This is a genomic window from Pseudarthrobacter sp. IC2-21, assembly GCF_034048115.1.
GTDB classification, from domain to species: Bacteria; Actinomycetota; Actinomycetes; order Actinomycetales; family Micrococcaceae; genus Arthrobacter; species Arthrobacter naphthalenicus.
Genome location: NZ_CP139145.1, coordinates 2,254,457 through 2,271,202 on the forward strand (window position 1 = coordinate 2,254,457; position 16,746 = coordinate 2,271,202).

The following is a 16,746-nucleotide window of genomic DNA, read 5'->3' on the forward strand; positions in this document are numbered from 1 at the left end:
CGTGCGGCACGACTGGATCAGCAAGGCGATACCGGGCGTCCGCGTGGCCCGCGGCTACAAGAAAGCCTGGCTGAAGCCCGATCTGGTGGCCGGCGCAGCCCTGAGCGCAGCCCTGGTGCCGGCAGGCATGGCGTACGCCGAGGCCAGCGGGCTCCCTGCCGTGAACGGGCTCTACGCCTCGGTGGTGCCCATGATCTTCTATGCCGTGTTCGGGCCCTCACGGGTGGTCATCGTGGGCCCGGATTCCTCACTGGCCCCCATGATTGCCGCCGCCATTCTTCCCCTGGCGGGACGGGAACCGGAGCACGCCGTCCCGCTGGCGGGCGTGCTGGCAATCCTGATCGGCGTGTTCCTGGTTGCCGGCCGGATCTTCAACCTGGGGTTTGTGACGGGGCTGCTGTCCAAACCCATCCGCGTTGGCTACCTCAACGGCATCGCACTGGCCGTCACCGTCAGCCAGCTTCCGCGGCTGCTGGGCATCGACAGCTCGGGGCAGACCCTTATTGAACGCCTGGCATCCCTGTCCGGCGCGGTATTCAGCGGCGGGATCAATCCGATCGCCCTGGGCGTGGGGGCGGGAAGCCTGGCCGTGATCGTGGGCGGGCGCTTCCTGCCGTGGAAAGTGCCCAGCGTGATGTTTGCCGTGGGCGGGGCCATCGCCCTGGTAGCCGGGCTGGACCTCGCCGGGCAACTGCCGGTTGTCGGCGCCCTCCCCCGGGGCCTGCCCTCGCCGGCGCTGGGAGGGATCGGCTGGGAGGACGTGACGGCGCTGATCGGACCGGCGGCAGGCATTGCCCTCATCGCCTTCGCGGACACGTCCACCCTGTCCAAGAGCCTTGCCGGCCGCCGCGGGGAAAGAGTCAACGGCAATGAGGAAATGGGCGCGCTGGGAATCGCCAACATTGCCACGGGCATGCTCGGCGGCTTTCCGGTGAGCGGAAGTTCCTCGCGGACGCCCATTGTCCTTGACGCCGGCGGGAGATCGCCCCTGAGCGGTGTGGTGGCAGCCCTGCTTGTGGTGCTGTTCATGGTCCTTGTACCGGGCGTCACGGCTTTCCTTCCGACGGCGACTCTCGCTGCCGTGGTGATCGTCGCGGCAGCGTCACTCGTCGATGTGACAACACTCCTGCGCCTGTTCAGGATGAGCAAGCTGGAGACCCTCCTCCTGGTAGTCACCTTCCTGGGCGTGGCCTTTGTGGGGGTCCTGGAGGGAATCGTGGTGGCAATCGGGCTGTCCCTGGTGGCATTCGTCCGGCGGGCGTGGGACCCGTACCGGACCGAACTCGCGAGTGTTGACGGAGTGCCCGGCTTCCACGACCTCGACCGGCACCCGGAGGGCCGACGGGTGGCGGGCCTGGTGATCGCGCGCTTCGACGCACCACTGTTTTTTGCCAACGGCGAAGTCTTCGCGGACCACATCCGCAACCTGGTGGACGGCGCACCGTCGCCGGCGAAGTGGGTGATTGTGGCGGCCGAACCAATCACCGGGCTGGACACCACGGCACTGGACGAAGTGGTGCAGCTGGACGATGAACTCGCGCGGCGCGGTGTCAGTCTGGTCTTCGCCGAAATGAAAGGACCGGTCAAGGACCGGCTGGTCCGCTTCGGTGCCGGATCCAGGTTCAGCCCGGACCATTTCTACCCCACAGTGCACAGCGCGGTGCGCGCGTACAGGGAGTGGGCCGGAAAGGCGTAGTCCGCACCCGTGCGGACTGGAAAACCTCAGTACGCGTCCGGACCTCAGGTCCGGCGCAGTGTCAGGATCTGCTCAGCCCGGCCGAAAGGTCCCTGGAGGTCATGGAGGACGGTGGAAGTCAGGCCTATTCCGTCCGCGCCGAAGGACACGGCGTTGTCCAGGCCAAGCCACTCACCCTCAGGCCTGCGGTACATGTGGATTTGGAGGTCCAGGTTGGGAAACGCGTAGCTCCCTTCCCCCGGGGGGACCCTCGCCGCGATGCCGTTTGCGGTGTCCACCAACCCCATCAGGCGGGCAAAGTCGCTGCTGTCCGCCTTGTCGGTCAGGGGATGCCCGGTACGCAGCCATACTGTTCCAGCCCCGTCCCGGTGCCCTTCAGCCACGCGCATCTCAAGGGAACGGATGTACCCGCCCGGCCAGATGGCGGCGCCGTCGAACGGTTTGCAGTCATCCGGCGCAGGAATGGCGGCATCCTCGACGGCGGCCACCGCGGCCGTGTCACTGGTGATCATCCGCCAGGCGGTGGCCCTGATGGCCACGCGGTTGTTGGCGACCAGTTCGGCCTGCAGCAATTCAATGGTCCTGCCCGGCCGGAGCGTGGTGGTTTCTATGTGGAACTCCCCGCCCGGGATCAGGCCGAGGATCTCATAGCTTAGCCTTGCCATCCGCATGTCTGCCCGGGGTTCATGCCGCTCCAGGCTGTCAGCCATCAGCCCCGCGGCCGGCGCCATGTGCTGCTCATGTTCGTTCCAGGCACCTTGGGCGTGAATGGTTGAGCGGAACCGGCCGCCCCCCAGTGACTGATAGTAGAAGTCGCCCTCGGCAAGTTCAGGCAGTTCCTTGGTCAACGTTGGCCCCTCCGATGATTCCGGGTGAATGATCATTAACTCTAGCCGGTCCCTGGAACCCCGGCGTTGAACCCCCGCAAGTTCCCGCGCAGCGGAGGCCCCGATCGGACTAAACTCAGAAATTGGTCCTGTCAGCGACCCTCGAAGTGAGGTGTTCCACGAATGCGCGTCATCAGCTACAACCTTCGGAAGCACAAAGCCAGCGGCGAGCTGCTCGCCCTTGCGCGGAATTTCGCTGTCGACGCGCTGTGCCTGCAGGAGGTGGACGCCGGTGACCTGCCCGAGGCGCTGGGGCCGCTGCGCCTCGCGGATACCACCAAGGGCAACCGCCTGGGCCTCGCCATCTACTACCGGACAAGCCGGTTCACAGCCGTGGACACCCAATCGTTTGCGTTGAAGAAATCAGTGCATGACAGGCTCCTGGCGCCGGCACATGAGCGTTTGATCGGTACCCGCGTGGTGGACAATGACACCGGGCAGGAGCTGGTGATCGGCTCCTTCCACGCCGCTCCCCTCACTGCATCAAATTCGCTGCGGAGGAAGCAGATCCATGCCGCGCACGCGGAGCTGCTCAGCATGGGCAGCGGCCTGATGACGTTGATGGTGGGTGACTTCAACTATCCGTTCTTCACCAAGAACCTGCACGCCCACATGAAGAACTCGGGTTATGCCCTGTCCTTGAGCAACCACCGGACCTACACGCGCTACAAGGTGTTCCGGGGCCATTTCGACTTCGCCACGTCGCTGGGCCTGGACATCGCCAGCGTGGAAACCCTGCCGCGGGGCAAATCGGACCATTTGCCCATCCTGGTGAGCGCGGAGTACGGCAAAGGCTACTGAGTACCCTTATCTGATCCGCGTGGCGTGGGTAAGCAGCCGGGGCTGCAGCTGCGGCCAGGACCGCGCGAAGCCGGGGTGCAGCTCTTTGCGGTCCATATCCCCCAGCGGCACCCACTGGAGTTCGAGGCTCTCCGGATCGCTGATCACGGGATCGAAGGGTGAGGTCACCAGAACCGCAACGGTGGTGTACGTCCAGTAGCCCACATCCAGCACGGACGTAAAAAGGACATCCACGTGCTCCGCCGGCACAGCCGCTTCCTCGTAGGCCTCCCGCAACGCGCCGGTCACGGGGTCCTCGTGCTGGTGGAGCGCGCCGCCGGGCAGTCCCCAGGTTCCGCCGTTGTGGCTCCACAACGCGCGGTGCTGGAGCAGGACCCCTTTGCCGGGGTCGTAGGCCAACACCCCGGCGGCACCGAATTTGCCCCAGAACTTCCCCCGGTCACCCTCCACCCACGCGTCACCCGGGTCCCGCGGACCCGTGCGTGCCGGCGGAAAATGGCGGTTGGCATCAGCGGACGTGGAAGCCAGTGATTGATCCATGGTTCCAGTCTGACAGGTGCACAGCGACTCTGCCGGGCACCTGCCGGACCGGGCTGGTCTTACTGGCCTGCGTGCCCGCGTTCGACGGCGAAATCACCGCCGGGATACATGACCGTTTCGTGTCCGTCGTCGAAGCGGACAAGGTAGGGCGGGTGCCCTTCCTGACCCCGCACTTCCACGATCACCCCGTGCCGGTCGGACGAACCGACAGTCCTGCCCCGGACGATGATCCTGTCGCCTTGGGTTGCCTCCATGTCAATCACCTCCAAGGCCCAGAGTACGACGCGGCGGCGGGCAGTAACAGGGGCGCATGGCAGGATTCACATATGCCGCTGCGCCTTCTGCTCGTCTCAGACACACATGTCCCCAAGCGTGCGCGGGAACTGCCCGCCCAGGTGTGGGACGCCGTCGAAAGCGCGGACGTGGTGTTCCATGCCGGCGACTGGGTGAACCCGGAACTGCTGGACCGGTTTGAACAGCGGAGCCGGCAGCTGGTGGCGGTCTACGGCAACAATGACGGGCCGGAGATCCGCCGCAGGCTTCCGGAAAGGCAGTACGTGGTGCTCGAAGGCGTCCGGTTCGCCGTAGTGCACGAGACCGGTCCGGCAAAGGGCAGAAACGAGCGTGCCGAAGCGTTGTTCCCGGAGTCCGATGTTCTGGTGTTCGGCCACAGCCACATCCCTTGGGACGCAACGTCGCCAGGAGGTTTACGCCTGCTCAACCCCGGCTCGCCCACGGACCGCCGGCGCCAGCCTTTTTGCACGTACATGACCGCGACGGTGGACGGCGGGATCCTGGGGCACGTGCAGCTGGAGGTGGTCCGGAAGCAATGATGCCGGGCCGGCGGGGTCAGTCGTGGTGCGCGGCGAGCAGTTCGTCGGTGGCGGGGTCCGGCTGGCCGTCGAAGAACTGTGCCAGCACGGTTTTGAAAACCGTCTCGCCGGGCGCTGCACGCAGGAACAGGGTCATGGAGGAACGCAGTTTCTTCGCGTCGATGCCGCCGAAGATATCGGCGGCGGAACGCCCGGTATGGGTGGACACGGCTACGCTGCACTCGAGGAGCCGGGGTCCCAGGACGTCGTGCTTCAGGTAGGCCTGTGCCTCCTCCAATGAGCTGATGGCATACTTCACGGACGTGGGGCTGCTGCCGAGTCCGGCAATCTGGGGGAAAATGAACCACATCCAGTGGCCCCGTTTGCTGCCCAGTTGCAGTTCCGACAGCGCCTGCCGGTACGTACCGCCGCTCTCCTGTGCCTCAACAAAGCGTTCCAGGTTGTAGGTGGTGGTCATGTGCGTCTCCTTCTGTCAGGCGTGAATTCAGGTTGTGGGGGCCGGGGTTCCGGTAGCGAGGGCCGCGGCGTGGCGGACCCAGCCGTCAGGATCCCGGCTCCAGCGTGCCATCACCACCCCGGCGCGTTGGCGGTCCGCGCCCTCCAGCGCCGCGAGCAGCGGAACCACGACGTCGGCCGTCAGGGGGTCCACCAACTCCGCTGTGTGCGCCGACCGGATGAAGCCTTCCAGCCGGGTCAGGTCCGAGTGCCGCAGGAGGGCCACCCGGGATTGCAGGAGCACGACGGCGGCCAGGCGCCGCTCGTAGACGGCCCGCCTGCCCGGCCCGGGCTGGCCCCACAGTTGCGAGGCGAGTGCCGTCACGTCGTCGTGGGCGAGGCCCTTGAATTTCGTGCCGGCGTCCCGGATGGTTCCCCGCACGGCTCCAACTGATGCGCCGTAGGAACTGAGGGCCCCGCCCAGGCGTGATTCCACTTCCTCCGACCGGTACCAGGTGCCTTCATTCTGCAGGGTGGTGTCGATGAACCGGGCCGCGTCCTGCACGGTTTGATTCACCGGGCTCACCTACCGTGCCGGCGTCCCGCGCCGGAATGCTCAATGCAGTACAGGGTCCAGGGCCGCGCCTCAAGGCGGCCCTCGGCGATTGGTCCTCCGCAGACGGCACACACCCCGTAGGTGCCGTCCGAGATTCTGTGCAGTGCCGCTTCGACCTCCGCCAGACCGGCACTGCTTTGGTTCAGCAGCGCCGCTGCCTGTGACAGTTCGAAGGCAATGGTGGCGCCCTCGGGGTCATGTTCGTCGTCCACATTGGAGTCCTGTCGGGCGGCATTGGCAGCGGAAATATCGGCCCGTAGCGCTGGCAGCAGTGCCAGCTTCCGGCCCCGCTCTTCCTCCAGCAGGATCCGGAACCGTTCAAAGTCAGCCATGGGAAAAGCCTAACGCCGCGGAGTCCGCCGGACCTGCAGCTTCACCGAGGCTGCAGGGGCCGGGCCGCACGCCGGCGGGGCCGTCAGTACCAATTCCTGATGACGGAGTGATTCCAGGCGCCGCACGGGGAGCCGTAGCGGTTCAGGATGTAGGCAAGCCCCCAGTCAACCTGGGTGCGGTAGCTGGTGAGCCAGTCGCTGCCTGTGCTGCCATACTTGCTGGCCGGGAGCGCCTGCGCGATGCCGTAGGCCCCTGAATACGGGTTGGTGGCCGTGGTGAGCCAGTTGGATTCCTTCGTCCATAGCTGCGCCAGGCATTGGAACTGGTCCTGTTCCCAGCCGTATGCGGAAAGCCGCCCGGCGGCATAATTGCGGGCACCGGCGGGATCGTTGACGGCGCCGCCCGGAACGGAAGGTACAACGACGACGGCGGGCGGCGGGGCCGGCGTCGGGCTTTCCAGCGGCGGTGCGGGAGGTGCGGGTACCGGATTTTGGGGTACGGGGTTTTGCGGCGCCGGATTTTGGGGCGCCGGATTGTGGGGTTCGGGATTTGGGCGCGCAGGATCTGCCGGGGTTTGGGCGGCAGCCCGGGCAGCAGCTTCAGCCTGCTGGCGTGCCCGCTCCTCCGCTGCCGCACGTTTGGCCGCCTGGGATGCCTCGTAGGCGGCCACAGCAGCCTGGCCCTGCCGGAACTCTCCTTCGACGGCTGCCGTGGTGCCCTTCAGGGAAGCGAGCTGGGCGGTGAGTTCCTGACTGTGCTGCTGCTGTTCCGTGACGTGCTGCACCATTGCGCGCTGGGCGGCCTGCGCCGAGGACAGCTTGGCTTCGGCAATGCCGGCAAGGCGTTCGCGCTCAGTTTTGGCGGCGCGCTCCTGCTCGGCCAGCGCGTCCGCGATCCGTTCGGCCTCAGCTGATTTGTGAACCAGCACCGAGGTTTTGTCGCTGACGATCCGGACAATGTTCAGGGCGTGGATACTGTTCGTCTGCAAGGCATCGAGCGCCACGAAGAACCCCATATTTGTGCCGCCGGTCTTATAGGACTGCGCGGCGAGGGCTCCGATTTCCCTCTTATGCAGGCTCGATTCCTCCTTCGCCCGTGCCACCTGCACGGCCAGGGCGTCCGCCTTGGAACCGGCAGCCCGAAGATCGTCCTGCGCCACCGAGTATCCGGCGGCAGCGGTGACGGCCGCATTGCCCAGCGCCTCTGCCTCGGCCTGCAGGCCGCCGAGCAGGTCACCGATTTTGGTGACTTCAGCGGCCGTGGCGGCCTCGCTTGTTTTGGCTCCCTCCACGTCCTGCCAGGAAGGATAGCCGCCGGGAGGAGCCGGGTCCGCGGCGCGGGCCGGCAGCATGGAAGACGAGGCGGCCACAGCCAGTGCAAGCACGGCCGCGAGGCCGGTCAGCCGCAATTTGTGGGCAAGCAGGGACATAGTCCGTGAGCCTACCGGGCAAGTCTCCGATTCCGGGGAATATCGGTCCCGCGTCAGGCCCCGGACCGGGCCGGTCAGCCCGCCACGGTCCACGTCTCCGGCCTTGCCGGCGCCAGGAAATATTCGCCTTGGCCGGCCTGCGGACGGCGTTCCAGTGCCCTTTTTGGGGAGAATTGAATCAGTTGGATGACCTGTGGGGGCATATACGCATCCCGCGCGGTGACCTGCATCGTCGTCGTCCCTGGCCCAGGAACGCTCCGCGCCGCGCGGATGAATTCCGGCCGTACATTCCGTTACCGGAATGTGACATTCGGGAAAAGCAGCCGCTATGGTCGTTGGGTGCCCTGGTTTTAGGCCAGGACATTCCCGTCAGTATGCCGAGCCCTGCCACTGACCCGGGATCCCAGACGCAATGCAACTGGCAGGGACGGGGGAACCACATTTCCACGGCCTGAACAGGCCTTGGGGTTAAGTCGGCACTCGTCCCGTCCCTTGAGGCGGCGATCCCGGCCGGGTCTCTCCAACCCGAACCCGACAGCTCACCCCGCAGGCATGGGAGAGGCAAACAACCATGTCCAAGAAGTCCACTGCCGCACGCCATCGTGCAGCCACCCCCACTACATCCCGTGCACTGATGATCGGACGGCCGGCCCTCGTGGTCGCCGCCGCATCCGGCCTGTTTTTCGGCTTCAGCACCCCTGCCCACGCCGGCGTCCACGGACCCGAAGACTCCGGAACGGTCACCCCTCAAGGCCAGGTAAGCGCACCCGCAGCAGCCGTGGCTCCGGCTCCGGCCGCAGCCGCTGTGCATACTGTCGTATCCGGCGACACACTGGGCCAGATCTCCGCGGCCAACGGCGTGGCACTCAGCAACGTTTTGGCCGCAAACGGCCTGTCGCTGGACAGCATCATCTACCCGGGCAACCAAATCCGGATCCCTGCCGCCGGGCAGGCCGCACCGGCACCGGCACCGGCATCGGTTCCCGCCCCCGCAGCCAAGGCCGCCGCGGCGCCGACTGCACCGGCCAACACCGGCGTCAAGCTCGCGTCCAGCCCGGCCCCGGCCCAGGCTGCCACCGGAGCAGCCGGCTCGGCGATCCTGGCCTCTGCCTACTCCCAGCTCGGCGTCCAGCAGGACTGCACCGCCATGGTGGAGAAGGCACTGCGCTCAGCCGGTAAGAGTGTCGGAGACCTTGCCCCGGGCCAGTTCTTCCAGTACGGAAGCGTTGTTGGCACGCCCGCTCCGGGTGACCTGGTGATCACCGCCGGACACGTTGGTGTCTTTGCCGGCAACGGCCAGGTTGTCAGCGGCGGCGTCGACGGTTTCAAGACCCAGGTCCACTCCATCAGCTGGCTCCAGGGCGCATCCTTCGTCCACGTGGCGTGACCCCGGCCGGTTGGACGGCGGCGCGCGGCAGTATGCCGACCGCCGTCGTCCGCCGCTGCTGCGCACTCACACGTACTTCCCGAACCAGGACAGCATGTCATTCCAGGCAGCCGTTGCCTGGGTCTGGTTACACCGGTCCCCGGTGTCATTGTGGAAGGCGTGGTCCACGCCGGGGTACACGGTGAGCTGATGCGCCACCGTGGTGGCGTCCAGGGCATCGCGGAGTGCCGGCATGGTTCCGGTGATCCGCTTGTCCAGTTCGGCGTACACCCCGAACACCGCGGCCTTGATCTCCGGCACCCGGTTCAGGTCCGGCGCGGGCCCGTAGAACGCTGCCGTGGCCTTGAGCCCGGGTAGTTCCGTGGCCGCCTGCCAGGTGATCCCGCCGCCGAAGCAGTAGCCGTTCATGGCGATCCGTCCTTTGTCCACGAACTCCTGGCCGCGCAGATAGTCAAAGGCCGCAGCAAAATCGGCAACATGGCGGGCTGACCCGGCGTTGGTCAGCGCTCCGGGGACGGCGTCCGGATCCAGGCTGCCCGTGCCTCCTTCCCTGCTCAGCAGGTCCGGTGCCAGCGACACATAGCCGGCTTTGGCGAAACGGCGCGCCACGTCCTGGATGTGCGCGGTCAACCCGCGGTTCTCATGACACACCAGTACGGCCGGACCCGCAGCGCCCAACGCGGGACGGGCAAGGTAGCCGCTGATTTCTGTACCGTCCGCACCGAACGCGACGGTCGCCGTCGTCAATCCTGCCGCACCCTCGGGGACGGACAACGGACTCTTCGCCCCCGGTACCGGCCCGCCGGATGCCATGCCGGTACCCGTCGTCGAAGCAGAGGGCGACGGCATCGGTTCGGTTCCCCGCGGGACTTCCTCGGGCGTGCACCCCACCAGCAGCATCGCGGCCGACGCCGCGGCCATGCTGCCCGTGATGAAAGCGACCCGCCGCGTGAACGTTTGATGCGCCATGGCACGGGCGCGGTAATCATCAAAGAATTCCTCGATCAGGTACCGTTCATACTTTCCAAGCTGGATCATGGCCGGCCTCCTCGCGTGAGGCTAATATCCTGCTCCCGAAACACAATCTCCGGCAAGGGGCGGCTGCCCCTTCCGTCCCGCGGCCTAAGGCAGCCGACGCCGTTTTGGAAAGGCGAACCGGTCCAGGTCCCTGGCGGCGATCACTGCGGAGCCGCCGGCGCGGCGCCGCGCCTGGTCCACGAGGAGGGTGAGGTCGTCGCCGTACCGTGAGGAGAAGTGGGTCAGGATCAGCGTGCGGGCTTCGGCGCTGCCCGCCAACTCACCCGCCTGCCCGGCGGTGAGGTGCGAGTATTGCCTGGCCAGCCCGGCGTCGTCGTCACTGAACGTTGACTCCGCCACCAGGAGGTCCACCCGATCCGCCAATTCCTGCGCCCCTGCGCACGGCGCCGTGTCCATCACGAAGGCGAAGCTCTGCCCCGCCCGGGGAACACTCACATCCTCCAGACGGACACCGCCCAGAGCGCCCGCCAGCTGCAGCCTCCCCACGTCGGCGCCCCGGATCCCGGCTGCGGCGAGCCTGTCCGGCAGAAGAGTGCGGCCGTCAGGCTCGTCCAGCCTGTACCCGTATGTTTCGATGCGATGCTTCAGGGGCCGGACCTGCAGCCCCGGAGCGATGGTGCCGGGACCGTCGTGCGGATACAGCCGGAGGTCAAGTCCGGGAGTGCTGACGGACACGAGGGCACGGACCACGGCCTCGCCGGAGGCCGGGTAATGCAGATGGACCGGATGGCTCACGCCGTCAAGCGCCATCCGGGAAAGCACCCCCGGGAGCCCGAAGCAGTGATCGCCGTGCACATGGGTCAAGCAAATACGGGTGATCCGGCTTGCAGAGACCCCCGCGTGCAGCATCTGCCGCTGTGTGCCCTCGCCGGGATCAAAGAGCAGGCCCTGGCCATCCCAGCGCAGGAAGTAACCGTTGTGGTTACGGCTCCTTGTAGGGACCTGGGAAGCTGTGCCGAGGGCAACGAACTCACGCATGGAACCGAGTGTCCCACTGCCCGGCCGTAACAGCCATTAGCCTCTTCTCCGAGTGCGGCCCGGCTGTTACAGTAGCCCGGCCAAGCCGGTTCGCCGCTGGGTTCCGCCGGCCACTACGGAAGGACGCATTATGCTCTCTGACACCTCTCGTCCCGTTATCCAGGCAACGCTGCCCGTAGTGGGCGCAAACATTGAAGAGATCGCCAAACGGTTCTACAAACATATGTTCGAAGCCAGGCCGGACCTGCTCGATGGCCTGTTCAACCGGGGTAACCAGGCCGACGGCCGGCAGCAGCAGGCGCTGGCCGGGTCGATTGCCGCTTTCGCCACCTACCTCATCGAAAAGCCGGATCAGCTGCCGGACCAACTTCTGTCCCGGGTTGCCCACAAGCACGTGTCACTGGGCCTGAGCCCGGACCAGTACCAAATTGTCCACGACCACCTGTTCTGGGCCATCGTGGATGTGCTGGGCGATGCGGTCACGCCCGAGGTCGCGGCCGCCTGGGACGAGGTCTATTGGCTGATGGGGAACATGCTGATCAACAAGGAACGCGGTCTTTACGGCGCGGTGCACCTCTCGCCGGAAACCATCTGGCGGACCTGGCGGGTGGCCCAGCGCATCCAGGAGACGGCGGACGTGGTCACGTTTGTGGTGGAGAGGACGGATGAACGGGACGTGAAGCCTTCCCTTCCCGGGCAATACGTGACCATAAAAATGCCCATGAAAGATGGCGTGCATCAGCCGCGCCAATACAGCCTGACCCGGGCCGATGACGGACAACATCGGCATTTCGCGGTGAAGCGTGTTCATGGGTTATCCACTCCTGACGGCGAGATGTCCAACCTGCTGCATCAGGATGTCCAGGTCGGCGACGAAGTGGTGCTTTCCGCCCCGTTCGGCGATGTGGTGCTGGAATACACGGACCGGCCTGTGGTGTTGGCCAGCGCCGGAATCGGCATCACCCCCATGGCCGGGATGCTCTCCCACCTGGTAAAGGCCGGCTCGCAGCGCCGGGTGATGCTCCTGCACGCTGACGAGAGTCCGGATGCGTTTCCGCTCCGCCGGCAGGTCACCGAGGATATCGGCCGGCTGCCGGAGGGCTCGCTGCACAGCTGGTTCGTCAATCCTGCGGAGGATCCGGCCGGGTCCGGCTCCACCTTCCAGGGATTCATGGACGTCAGTGCCGTGGAGCTTCCGCTGGACGCCGAATACTACCTCTGCGGGCCGCTGCCGTTCCTGCAGGCGGTACGCAGTGACCTCATCGCCAAGGGTGTGCCGGCAAAGGACATTCAGTACGAGGTGTTCGGCCCGGATCTGTGGCTGGCTGACTTCCAGTGAGCCGGTTGCGGACCGCGCAAATCGGGCCGTAACCACTCAGCCGGCTCGCCACGGATAGAGAAGATAGAGGCTTGCCCAGGCCAGCCCCAGCACCAGCAGGGCGCGGATCCAGAGCTCCCATGGTGTGGTCCACAGCCATAAGGCGGCGGCCCACGGGAGGAAGACCAGGAACTCCAGCCCCTGAAGGATCCAGGGCTGTCCGCGGAAAGCCGCCCACACCTCGCCAAGGTTCCCCTGCCGAAGCAACAGGAAGGCACCGAAGACTGCCCACAACAGCACGGCGAGGACAAAGACTGCTGCGCTAACGAGCTTGGTGGACTCCGCCATGCCTTCCCTCCGCTCCCCTTGGAGGGCCTCCGGAAAAGCCCGCTCCGGCAGACTTCAGGTTCCGGGCGTGAAGGACCACGGCAATGATGATCAGCGGCACATGGATGGCCGGCAGATTGTGGGCGAACCACGTGGGGAGATAAATGTCCGTCACCGAACCGGTGGGGTCTCCGAGCCGCCGGGCCAGGGGTGTCAGCGGACAGTGGAAACCGTTGGCGGCGAAGATGAGGATCTCACCGGCCACAACCGCGGCGGCCTGCCCCACCCGCCGGTCAGTCCGCCTCCGGATCCCTGAATAGAGGACGAACACCATGCACGCCTCGATAGTGAACCATGCCAGGGTGTGGAATCCCTTAACGGCTTTCAGCACCAGACGACGCTCCGGCATGTGGCAACTCCAGCATGTGGCCTCTTGGCTGCACCAGGACTTCCGGCATCCTCCGAGGCATCCTCATTCGCCGAAATGGATCCTGGTCGGATGGGCGGCCCCGGCGGAGGCCACAATTTCGGCCGCCAGATCACGGATGCTCATGTTTCGTGAGCGCGAGGCACGGAAGAGCCACTCCAGCGCAACATCCTGGGTGCACCGCTCCTGCCCGATGATGACACCCACCGCGATGTCTATGGGTGACCGGTCCGCCATCGCCGTCCGGAGATTGTGCTCGGCTTCCCTCAGCTGCGCGATCCTCAGGACCAGGCGCAGCCCTTTGGAGGCATCGGCTGCCAGGGCGTGCGCACTGACGATCGCTTCCCGGCCGAATCCGTGTGGCCTGAGGCTGTAAAAACTGATGCCTGCTTTGGCCACCCCATCCAGCGGGACCGGCAGTGCCAGCACGGACAGCACGCGCTGCCCTGCGGCGGCCTCGATGAAGCTGGGCCAGCGTTCTTCAGCCCGCAGGTCAGGTACCAGGACCATGGACTCGTCCAGGGCGGCAGCCAGCCCTGGCCCCTCCCTGTTGGTGCTCTGCGTGGCCTCAAGGATATGGGTGGCTTCATCAGAGCCGGCCACATCCGGGACGCCGGAAGTCCTCAGTACAGTAATTCCGCAGGATACGTTTCCTGAAAAATAGGCCTGCTGGTCAGCGCAGAAGGCGGTGAGGTCGTCGAGGAAGCCGGCGAGATCCGGACAATTCAACACAAGGTCCTCGACGTGGCCGGTGATATCGGCGGCGGGATAGGTGCGGGGTAGTCGGGCAGCCATGGGCAACCTTTCCGGATGCCGGGGTCGTTTCCCCAGTTCTAGCTTGCGGCCGCGCTCTTCCTGACGGTCATTCCAGCTTACTCCATGCCCTTGCGGCGAGGTAGGAATACGCAGCCACCCAGGCCCCAATAATCCCCGTTGCCGGTGGACGCCTGCCTGCGGTGGTGCCACTATGTGGAGAACCAGACAGAACGCCCCCGGATCCGGGCAGAAGGATGGGCGGACATGACGTACGTCAATAGCTTGGTGGATGTGGGGCCGGGGGATGTTCCCCTCGTCGGTGGCAAGGCTGTGGGCTTGGGCGGCCTCATTCAGGCAGGGGTTCCCGTTCCTGAAGGTTTTGTGCTGAACACCTCCGCCTACACGGATTTTGTGCGTGAAAATGACCTGGATACGGACATACGTGGTCTGGCCGCACTGCCGCTGCAGGCGTCGCCGCAGGATTACGAGGATGCTTCCACCCGGATCCGGGCGCTGTTCGCACAGGGGACAGTGCCGTCCGGCGTCGCCGCGGAACTGGACGACGCCTACGGCCGTCTCGGCGATGGAAACGCAGCAGTCGCCGTGCGATCCTCCGCCACGGCGGAGGACCTCGCCTCGGCCAGCTTCGCCGGCCAGCAGGACACCTACCTGAATGTGGTGGGGGCCGGGGAGCTGCACACAGCGGTCATCAATTGTTGGGCTTCCCTGTGGACCGCACGCGCCATGGCCTACCGCGCCCGCGAGGGCATAGCACCGGACACGGTCCGTCTCGCCGTGGTGGTCCAGAGCATGGTGGAGGCCCAGTCAGCCGGCGTCATGTTCACCGCCAACCCCGCCACCGGGCGCCGCGACCAGACCGTGATAAGCGCCGCGTGGGGTCTGGGCGAGTCAGTGGTTAGCGGAACGGTCACCACCGATGATCTCGTGGTCGATGCCGGGACGGGCCGGGTATCCTCGCGGCAAACTGCCGACAAGGACGTCATGACCGTCTCCGCGGAGCATGGTACGAAGGAACAGCCCGTCCCGGAAGGACGGCGCCGGGTGCCCGTTCTCAATGACCGGGATGCGGCCGAACTGGCCGGTTACGGAAGGCGGATTGCGGCGTATTTCGGGCAACCACAGGACATTGAGTGGGCGCGGGCCGGCAACGGATTCCATATCCTGCAGTCCCGTCCCATCACTGCCCTTCCGGAACCGGCCGCGGACGTTCCGGACTCGTGGCCCGTGCCCTACCCGAAAGGCCTCTACTTCCGCGCAAGCATCGTGGAGCAGATGCCCGATCCGCTCTCGCCGCTGTTCGCCGATCTCATCGATGGCTCGGTATCCAAATCCCTTCGGGCCCTGATGGCCGAAGCGGTCGGCAGGAACGTTGTTGGCGAAGGCGATGTGGGGTTACCCACCGTGAACGGCTACGCCTATTACTACTACCGCACCTCGGCAATGTGGCGGGTGACGGTAAGGTCGCTCACGGCAGTACGGGCCCTCTTCCGCGGCCAGGCCCGCCTGGGAGTGGCCGGCTGGCGGGAATACTCGCACCCGCGCTACGAACAAGTGGTTAGGGATTGGTCCGCCAAACCGGTCCGCGGGCTCTCCGGTGAGGAACTGCTTGACGGGGTCCAGGTGCTGCTGGACGCCGGCACCGTGTATTACACCGCCGTGCAGTCAATCATTCCGCTGGCCGCCACCAGTGAACTCTCTTTCCGGGGGTTTTACGACAGGTTCGTCCGGCGTGACGGCGATCCCCCGGCCCAGATTTTCCTGCTCGGCTACGACAGCGAACCCATCCGGGCGGAAAAGTCCCTGTTTGACCTCGCGGCGTGGGTGCGGGGGGTGCCGGGGCTGGCCTCGGTCATCCTTGAAGAATCGACGACGGCGCTCGCCGCCTCCCAGCGCACGGGCACCGCGCCGGAGGCGTTCGGGGAGGCACTGTGGCAGCAATGGCATCAACGTTTCCAGAACCATTTGGACCGCTTCGGACACGCGGTGTACAACCTGGACTTCGCCAGCCCCGTGCCGGCGGATGATCCCGCAACGCTGCTGGAGACTGTGAAGTTTTACCTGCGCGGTCAGGGCAACAACCCCTACGAGCGGCAGCGGCTCGCGGCCGACCGGCGGGAGGAGCAGACCAGCCGCATGGCCGCCCGGCTGGGACCGCGCCGGCGCGCCGTGTTTTACCGTCTGCTCCGCTGGGCCCAGAGCACCGGGCCGATCCGTGAGGACGCCCTGGCCGATGTCGGGCTCGCGTGGCCGCTGCTGCGCCGAATCCTGCTCGAACTCGGACAGCGGCTGGTCGGCTCCGCTGTGCTCACCCAAGCGGACGACGTCTTCTGGCTGCGCTTCAGGGAGCTGCAAAGCGCCGTCGAGTTCGGCCTGGCCGCACCGGGAACGGCTGCCGTGGCCATCACCGGCGCCGACCGGCCCGTCCGTGCCGCTGCGGTGGAGGAGCGCAGGATGCTGTGGCGCGGCCAGGTCAAGGCCGCCGCCCCCCAGCTGCTCCCCGAGAACCGGTGGATGGAAAGGGCCTTCGGATCGATGATGCCGGCGGGCCCGCAACACCAGGTGGGCAACGTGATCAAAGGCGCCGGCGCGAGTTCGGGCCGGGTCAGTGCTCCGGCCAGCGTCCTCCACGGTCCTCACGACTTCGCCCTGATGAGACCGGGCGACGTCCTGGTGGCCAGGATCACCACTCCCGCCTGGACTTCGCTGTTCGCCATGGCTTCGGCGGTGGTGACCGACGTCGGCGGCCCCCTGAGCCACAGCTCAATCGTGGCCCGGGAATACGGCATCCCTGCGGTGCTCGGCACCGGAGTAGCCACCCAGCGGATTACCAGCGGCCAGCGGATCACGGTGGATGGCGACGCCGGCACCGTCATCATCGAATCCGCGCCCGATGACGCGGCGGCCCGCTGACCGGCACCTGCAAG

18 protein-coding genes and 1 riboswitch are annotated in these 16,746 nt (G+C 66.3%); of the genes, 6 read left to right on the forward strand and 12 right to left on the reverse strand.

Annotated features, from left to right (window positions below; translation table 11 throughout):
- The first annotated feature begins 1 nt into the window (after window position 1).
- The gene (locus SBP01_RS10375; RefSeq protein WP_320535724.1) at window positions 2-1,696 is read left to right on the forward strand and encodes a SulP family inorganic anion transporter; all 1,695 of its coding nucleotides are present in this window, start codon (window positions 2-4) and stop codon (window positions 1,694-1,696) included.
- A 44-nt stretch (window positions 1,697-1,740) separates the two neighbouring features.
- On the opposite strand, the gene SBP01_RS10380 is transcribed toward SBP01_RS10375, so the two are convergent.
- Window positions 1,741-2,544: a thioesterase family protein gene (locus SBP01_RS10380; RefSeq protein ID WP_275214190.1), complete on the reverse strand. Its 804-nt coding sequence runs from the start codon at window positions 2,542-2,544 to the stop codon at window positions 1,741-1,743.
- Between the two features lie 162 nt (window positions 2,545-2,706).
- Here SBP01_RS10380 and SBP01_RS10385 point away from each other — a divergent pair, with 162 nt between their 5' ends.
- A complete protein-coding gene (locus SBP01_RS10385) occupies window positions 2,707-3,384 on the forward strand; it encodes an endonuclease/exonuclease/phosphatase family protein (RefSeq protein ID WP_320535725.1) in 678 nt (225 codons plus the stop codon).
- A 6-nt stretch (window positions 3,385-3,390) separates the two neighbouring features.
- Here SBP01_RS10385 and SBP01_RS10390 read toward each other — a convergent pair whose 3' ends face one another.
- Entirely contained in the window at window positions 3,391-3,924 is a 534-nt protein-coding gene (locus SBP01_RS10390) for an NUDIX domain-containing protein (protein WP_275214188.1), read from the reverse strand.
- A 59-nt stretch (window positions 3,925-3,983) separates the two neighbouring features.
- The gene (locus tag SBP01_RS10395) at window positions 3,984-4,178 is read right to left on the reverse strand and encodes a DUF1918 domain-containing protein (RefSeq protein WP_320535726.1); all 195 of its coding nucleotides are present in this window, start codon (window positions 4,176-4,178) and stop codon (window positions 3,984-3,986) included.
- 72 nt (window positions 4,179-4,250) lie between these two features.
- Here SBP01_RS10395 and SBP01_RS10400 point away from each other — a divergent pair, with 72 nt between their 5' ends.
- Window positions 4,251-4,757: a metallophosphoesterase gene (locus tag SBP01_RS10400; protein ID WP_320535727.1), complete on the forward strand. Its 507-nt coding sequence runs from the start codon at window positions 4,251-4,253 to the stop codon at window positions 4,755-4,757.
- A 16-nt stretch (window positions 4,758-4,773) separates the two neighbouring features.
- Here the strand turns inward: SBP01_RS10400 and SBP01_RS10405 are convergent, their stop codons facing one another.
- The 4 genes from SBP01_RS10405 to SBP01_RS10420 form a co-directional block, all read right to left on the reverse strand.
- Window positions 4,774-5,214, reverse strand: a complete 441-nt coding sequence (locus SBP01_RS10405; RefSeq protein WP_275214185.1) for a DUF1810 domain-containing protein — start codon at window positions 5,212-5,214, stop codon at window positions 4,774-4,776.
- Window positions 5,215-5,241: 27 nt separating this feature from the next.
- Window positions 5,242-5,778 carry a DNA alkylation repair protein gene (locus SBP01_RS10410; RefSeq protein ID WP_414004214.1) on the reverse strand — a complete coding sequence of 179 codons (537 nt, stop codon included), beginning with the start codon at window positions 5,776-5,778 and terminating at the stop codon, window positions 5,242-5,244.
- A complete protein-coding gene (locus SBP01_RS10415) occupies window positions 5,775-6,140 on the reverse strand; it encodes a TraR/DksA family transcriptional regulator (RefSeq protein WP_320535729.1) in 366 nt (121 codons plus the stop codon). The genes SBP01_RS10410 and SBP01_RS10415 overlap by 4 nt, the downstream gene beginning before the upstream one ends.
- Before the next feature lie 83 nt (window positions 6,141-6,223).
- Window positions 6,224-7,570 carry a coiled-coil domain-containing protein gene (locus SBP01_RS10420; protein ID WP_275214182.1) on the reverse strand — a complete coding sequence of 449 codons (1,347 nt, stop codon included), beginning with the start codon at window positions 7,568-7,570 and terminating at the stop codon, window positions 6,224-6,226.
- Between the two features lie 365 nt (window positions 7,571-7,935).
- A riboswitch (cyclic di-AMP (ydaO/yuaA leader) is annotated at window positions 7,936-8,138 on the forward strand.
- A 3-nt stretch (window positions 8,139-8,141) separates the two neighbouring features.
- Between SBP01_RS10420 and SBP01_RS10425 the strand changes: the two genes are divergently transcribed.
- On the forward strand, window positions 8,142-8,957 hold the full coding sequence (locus SBP01_RS10425) for a LysM domain-containing protein (protein ID WP_320535730.1): 816 nt from the start codon (window positions 8,142-8,144) through the stop codon (window positions 8,955-8,957).
- A gap of 66 nt (window positions 8,958-9,023) precedes the next feature.
- Here SBP01_RS10425 and SBP01_RS10430 read toward each other — a convergent pair whose 3' ends face one another.
- Window positions 9,024-9,995, reverse strand: coding sequence for a dienelactone hydrolase family protein (locus SBP01_RS10430; protein WP_320535731.1), 972 nt, complete (start codon window positions 9,993-9,995; stop codon window positions 9,024-9,026).
- Between the two features lie 84 nt (window positions 9,996-10,079).
- A complete protein-coding gene (locus SBP01_RS10435) occupies window positions 10,080-10,973 on the reverse strand; it encodes a ribonuclease Z (protein ID WP_320535732.1) in 894 nt (297 codons plus the stop codon).
- 130 nt (window positions 10,974-11,103) lie between these two features.
- Here SBP01_RS10435 and SBP01_RS10440 point away from each other — a divergent pair, with 130 nt between their 5' ends.
- Window positions 11,104-12,312: a globin domain-containing protein gene (locus SBP01_RS10440; RefSeq protein WP_320535733.1), complete on the forward strand. Its 1,209-nt coding sequence runs from the start codon at window positions 11,104-11,106 to the stop codon at window positions 12,310-12,312.
- A 36-nt stretch (window positions 12,313-12,348) separates the two neighbouring features.
- Here SBP01_RS10440 and SBP01_RS10445 read toward each other — a convergent pair whose 3' ends face one another.
- The 3 genes from SBP01_RS10445 to SBP01_RS10455 all read right to left on the reverse strand — a co-directional run bounded on the left by SBP01_RS10445 (window position 12,349) and on the right by SBP01_RS10455 (window position 13,840).
- On the reverse strand, window positions 12,349-12,639 hold the full coding sequence (locus tag SBP01_RS10445) for a hypothetical protein (protein WP_275214177.1): 291 nt from the start codon (window positions 12,637-12,639) through the stop codon (window positions 12,349-12,351).
- A complete protein-coding gene (locus SBP01_RS10450) occupies window positions 12,614-13,027 on the reverse strand; it encodes a hypothetical protein (protein ID WP_320535734.1) in 414 nt (137 codons plus the stop codon). Before SBP01_RS10450 ends, SBP01_RS10445 begins: the two co-directional genes overlap by 26 nt.
- Window positions 13,028-13,090: 63 nt before the next feature.
- Window positions 13,091-13,840: an ANTAR domain-containing protein gene (locus SBP01_RS10455; protein ID WP_320535735.1), complete on the reverse strand. Its 750-nt coding sequence runs from the start codon at window positions 13,838-13,840 to the stop codon at window positions 13,091-13,093.
- A 225-nt stretch (window positions 13,841-14,065) separates the two neighbouring features.
- Between SBP01_RS10455 and SBP01_RS10460 the strand changes: the two genes are divergently transcribed.
- Complete coding sequence (locus SBP01_RS10460) at window positions 14,066-16,732, forward strand: PEP/pyruvate-binding domain-containing protein (RefSeq protein ID WP_320535736.1); 2,667 nt, start codon at window positions 14,066-14,068, stop codon at window positions 16,730-16,732.
- Window positions 16,733-16,746 lie beyond the last annotated feature (14 nt).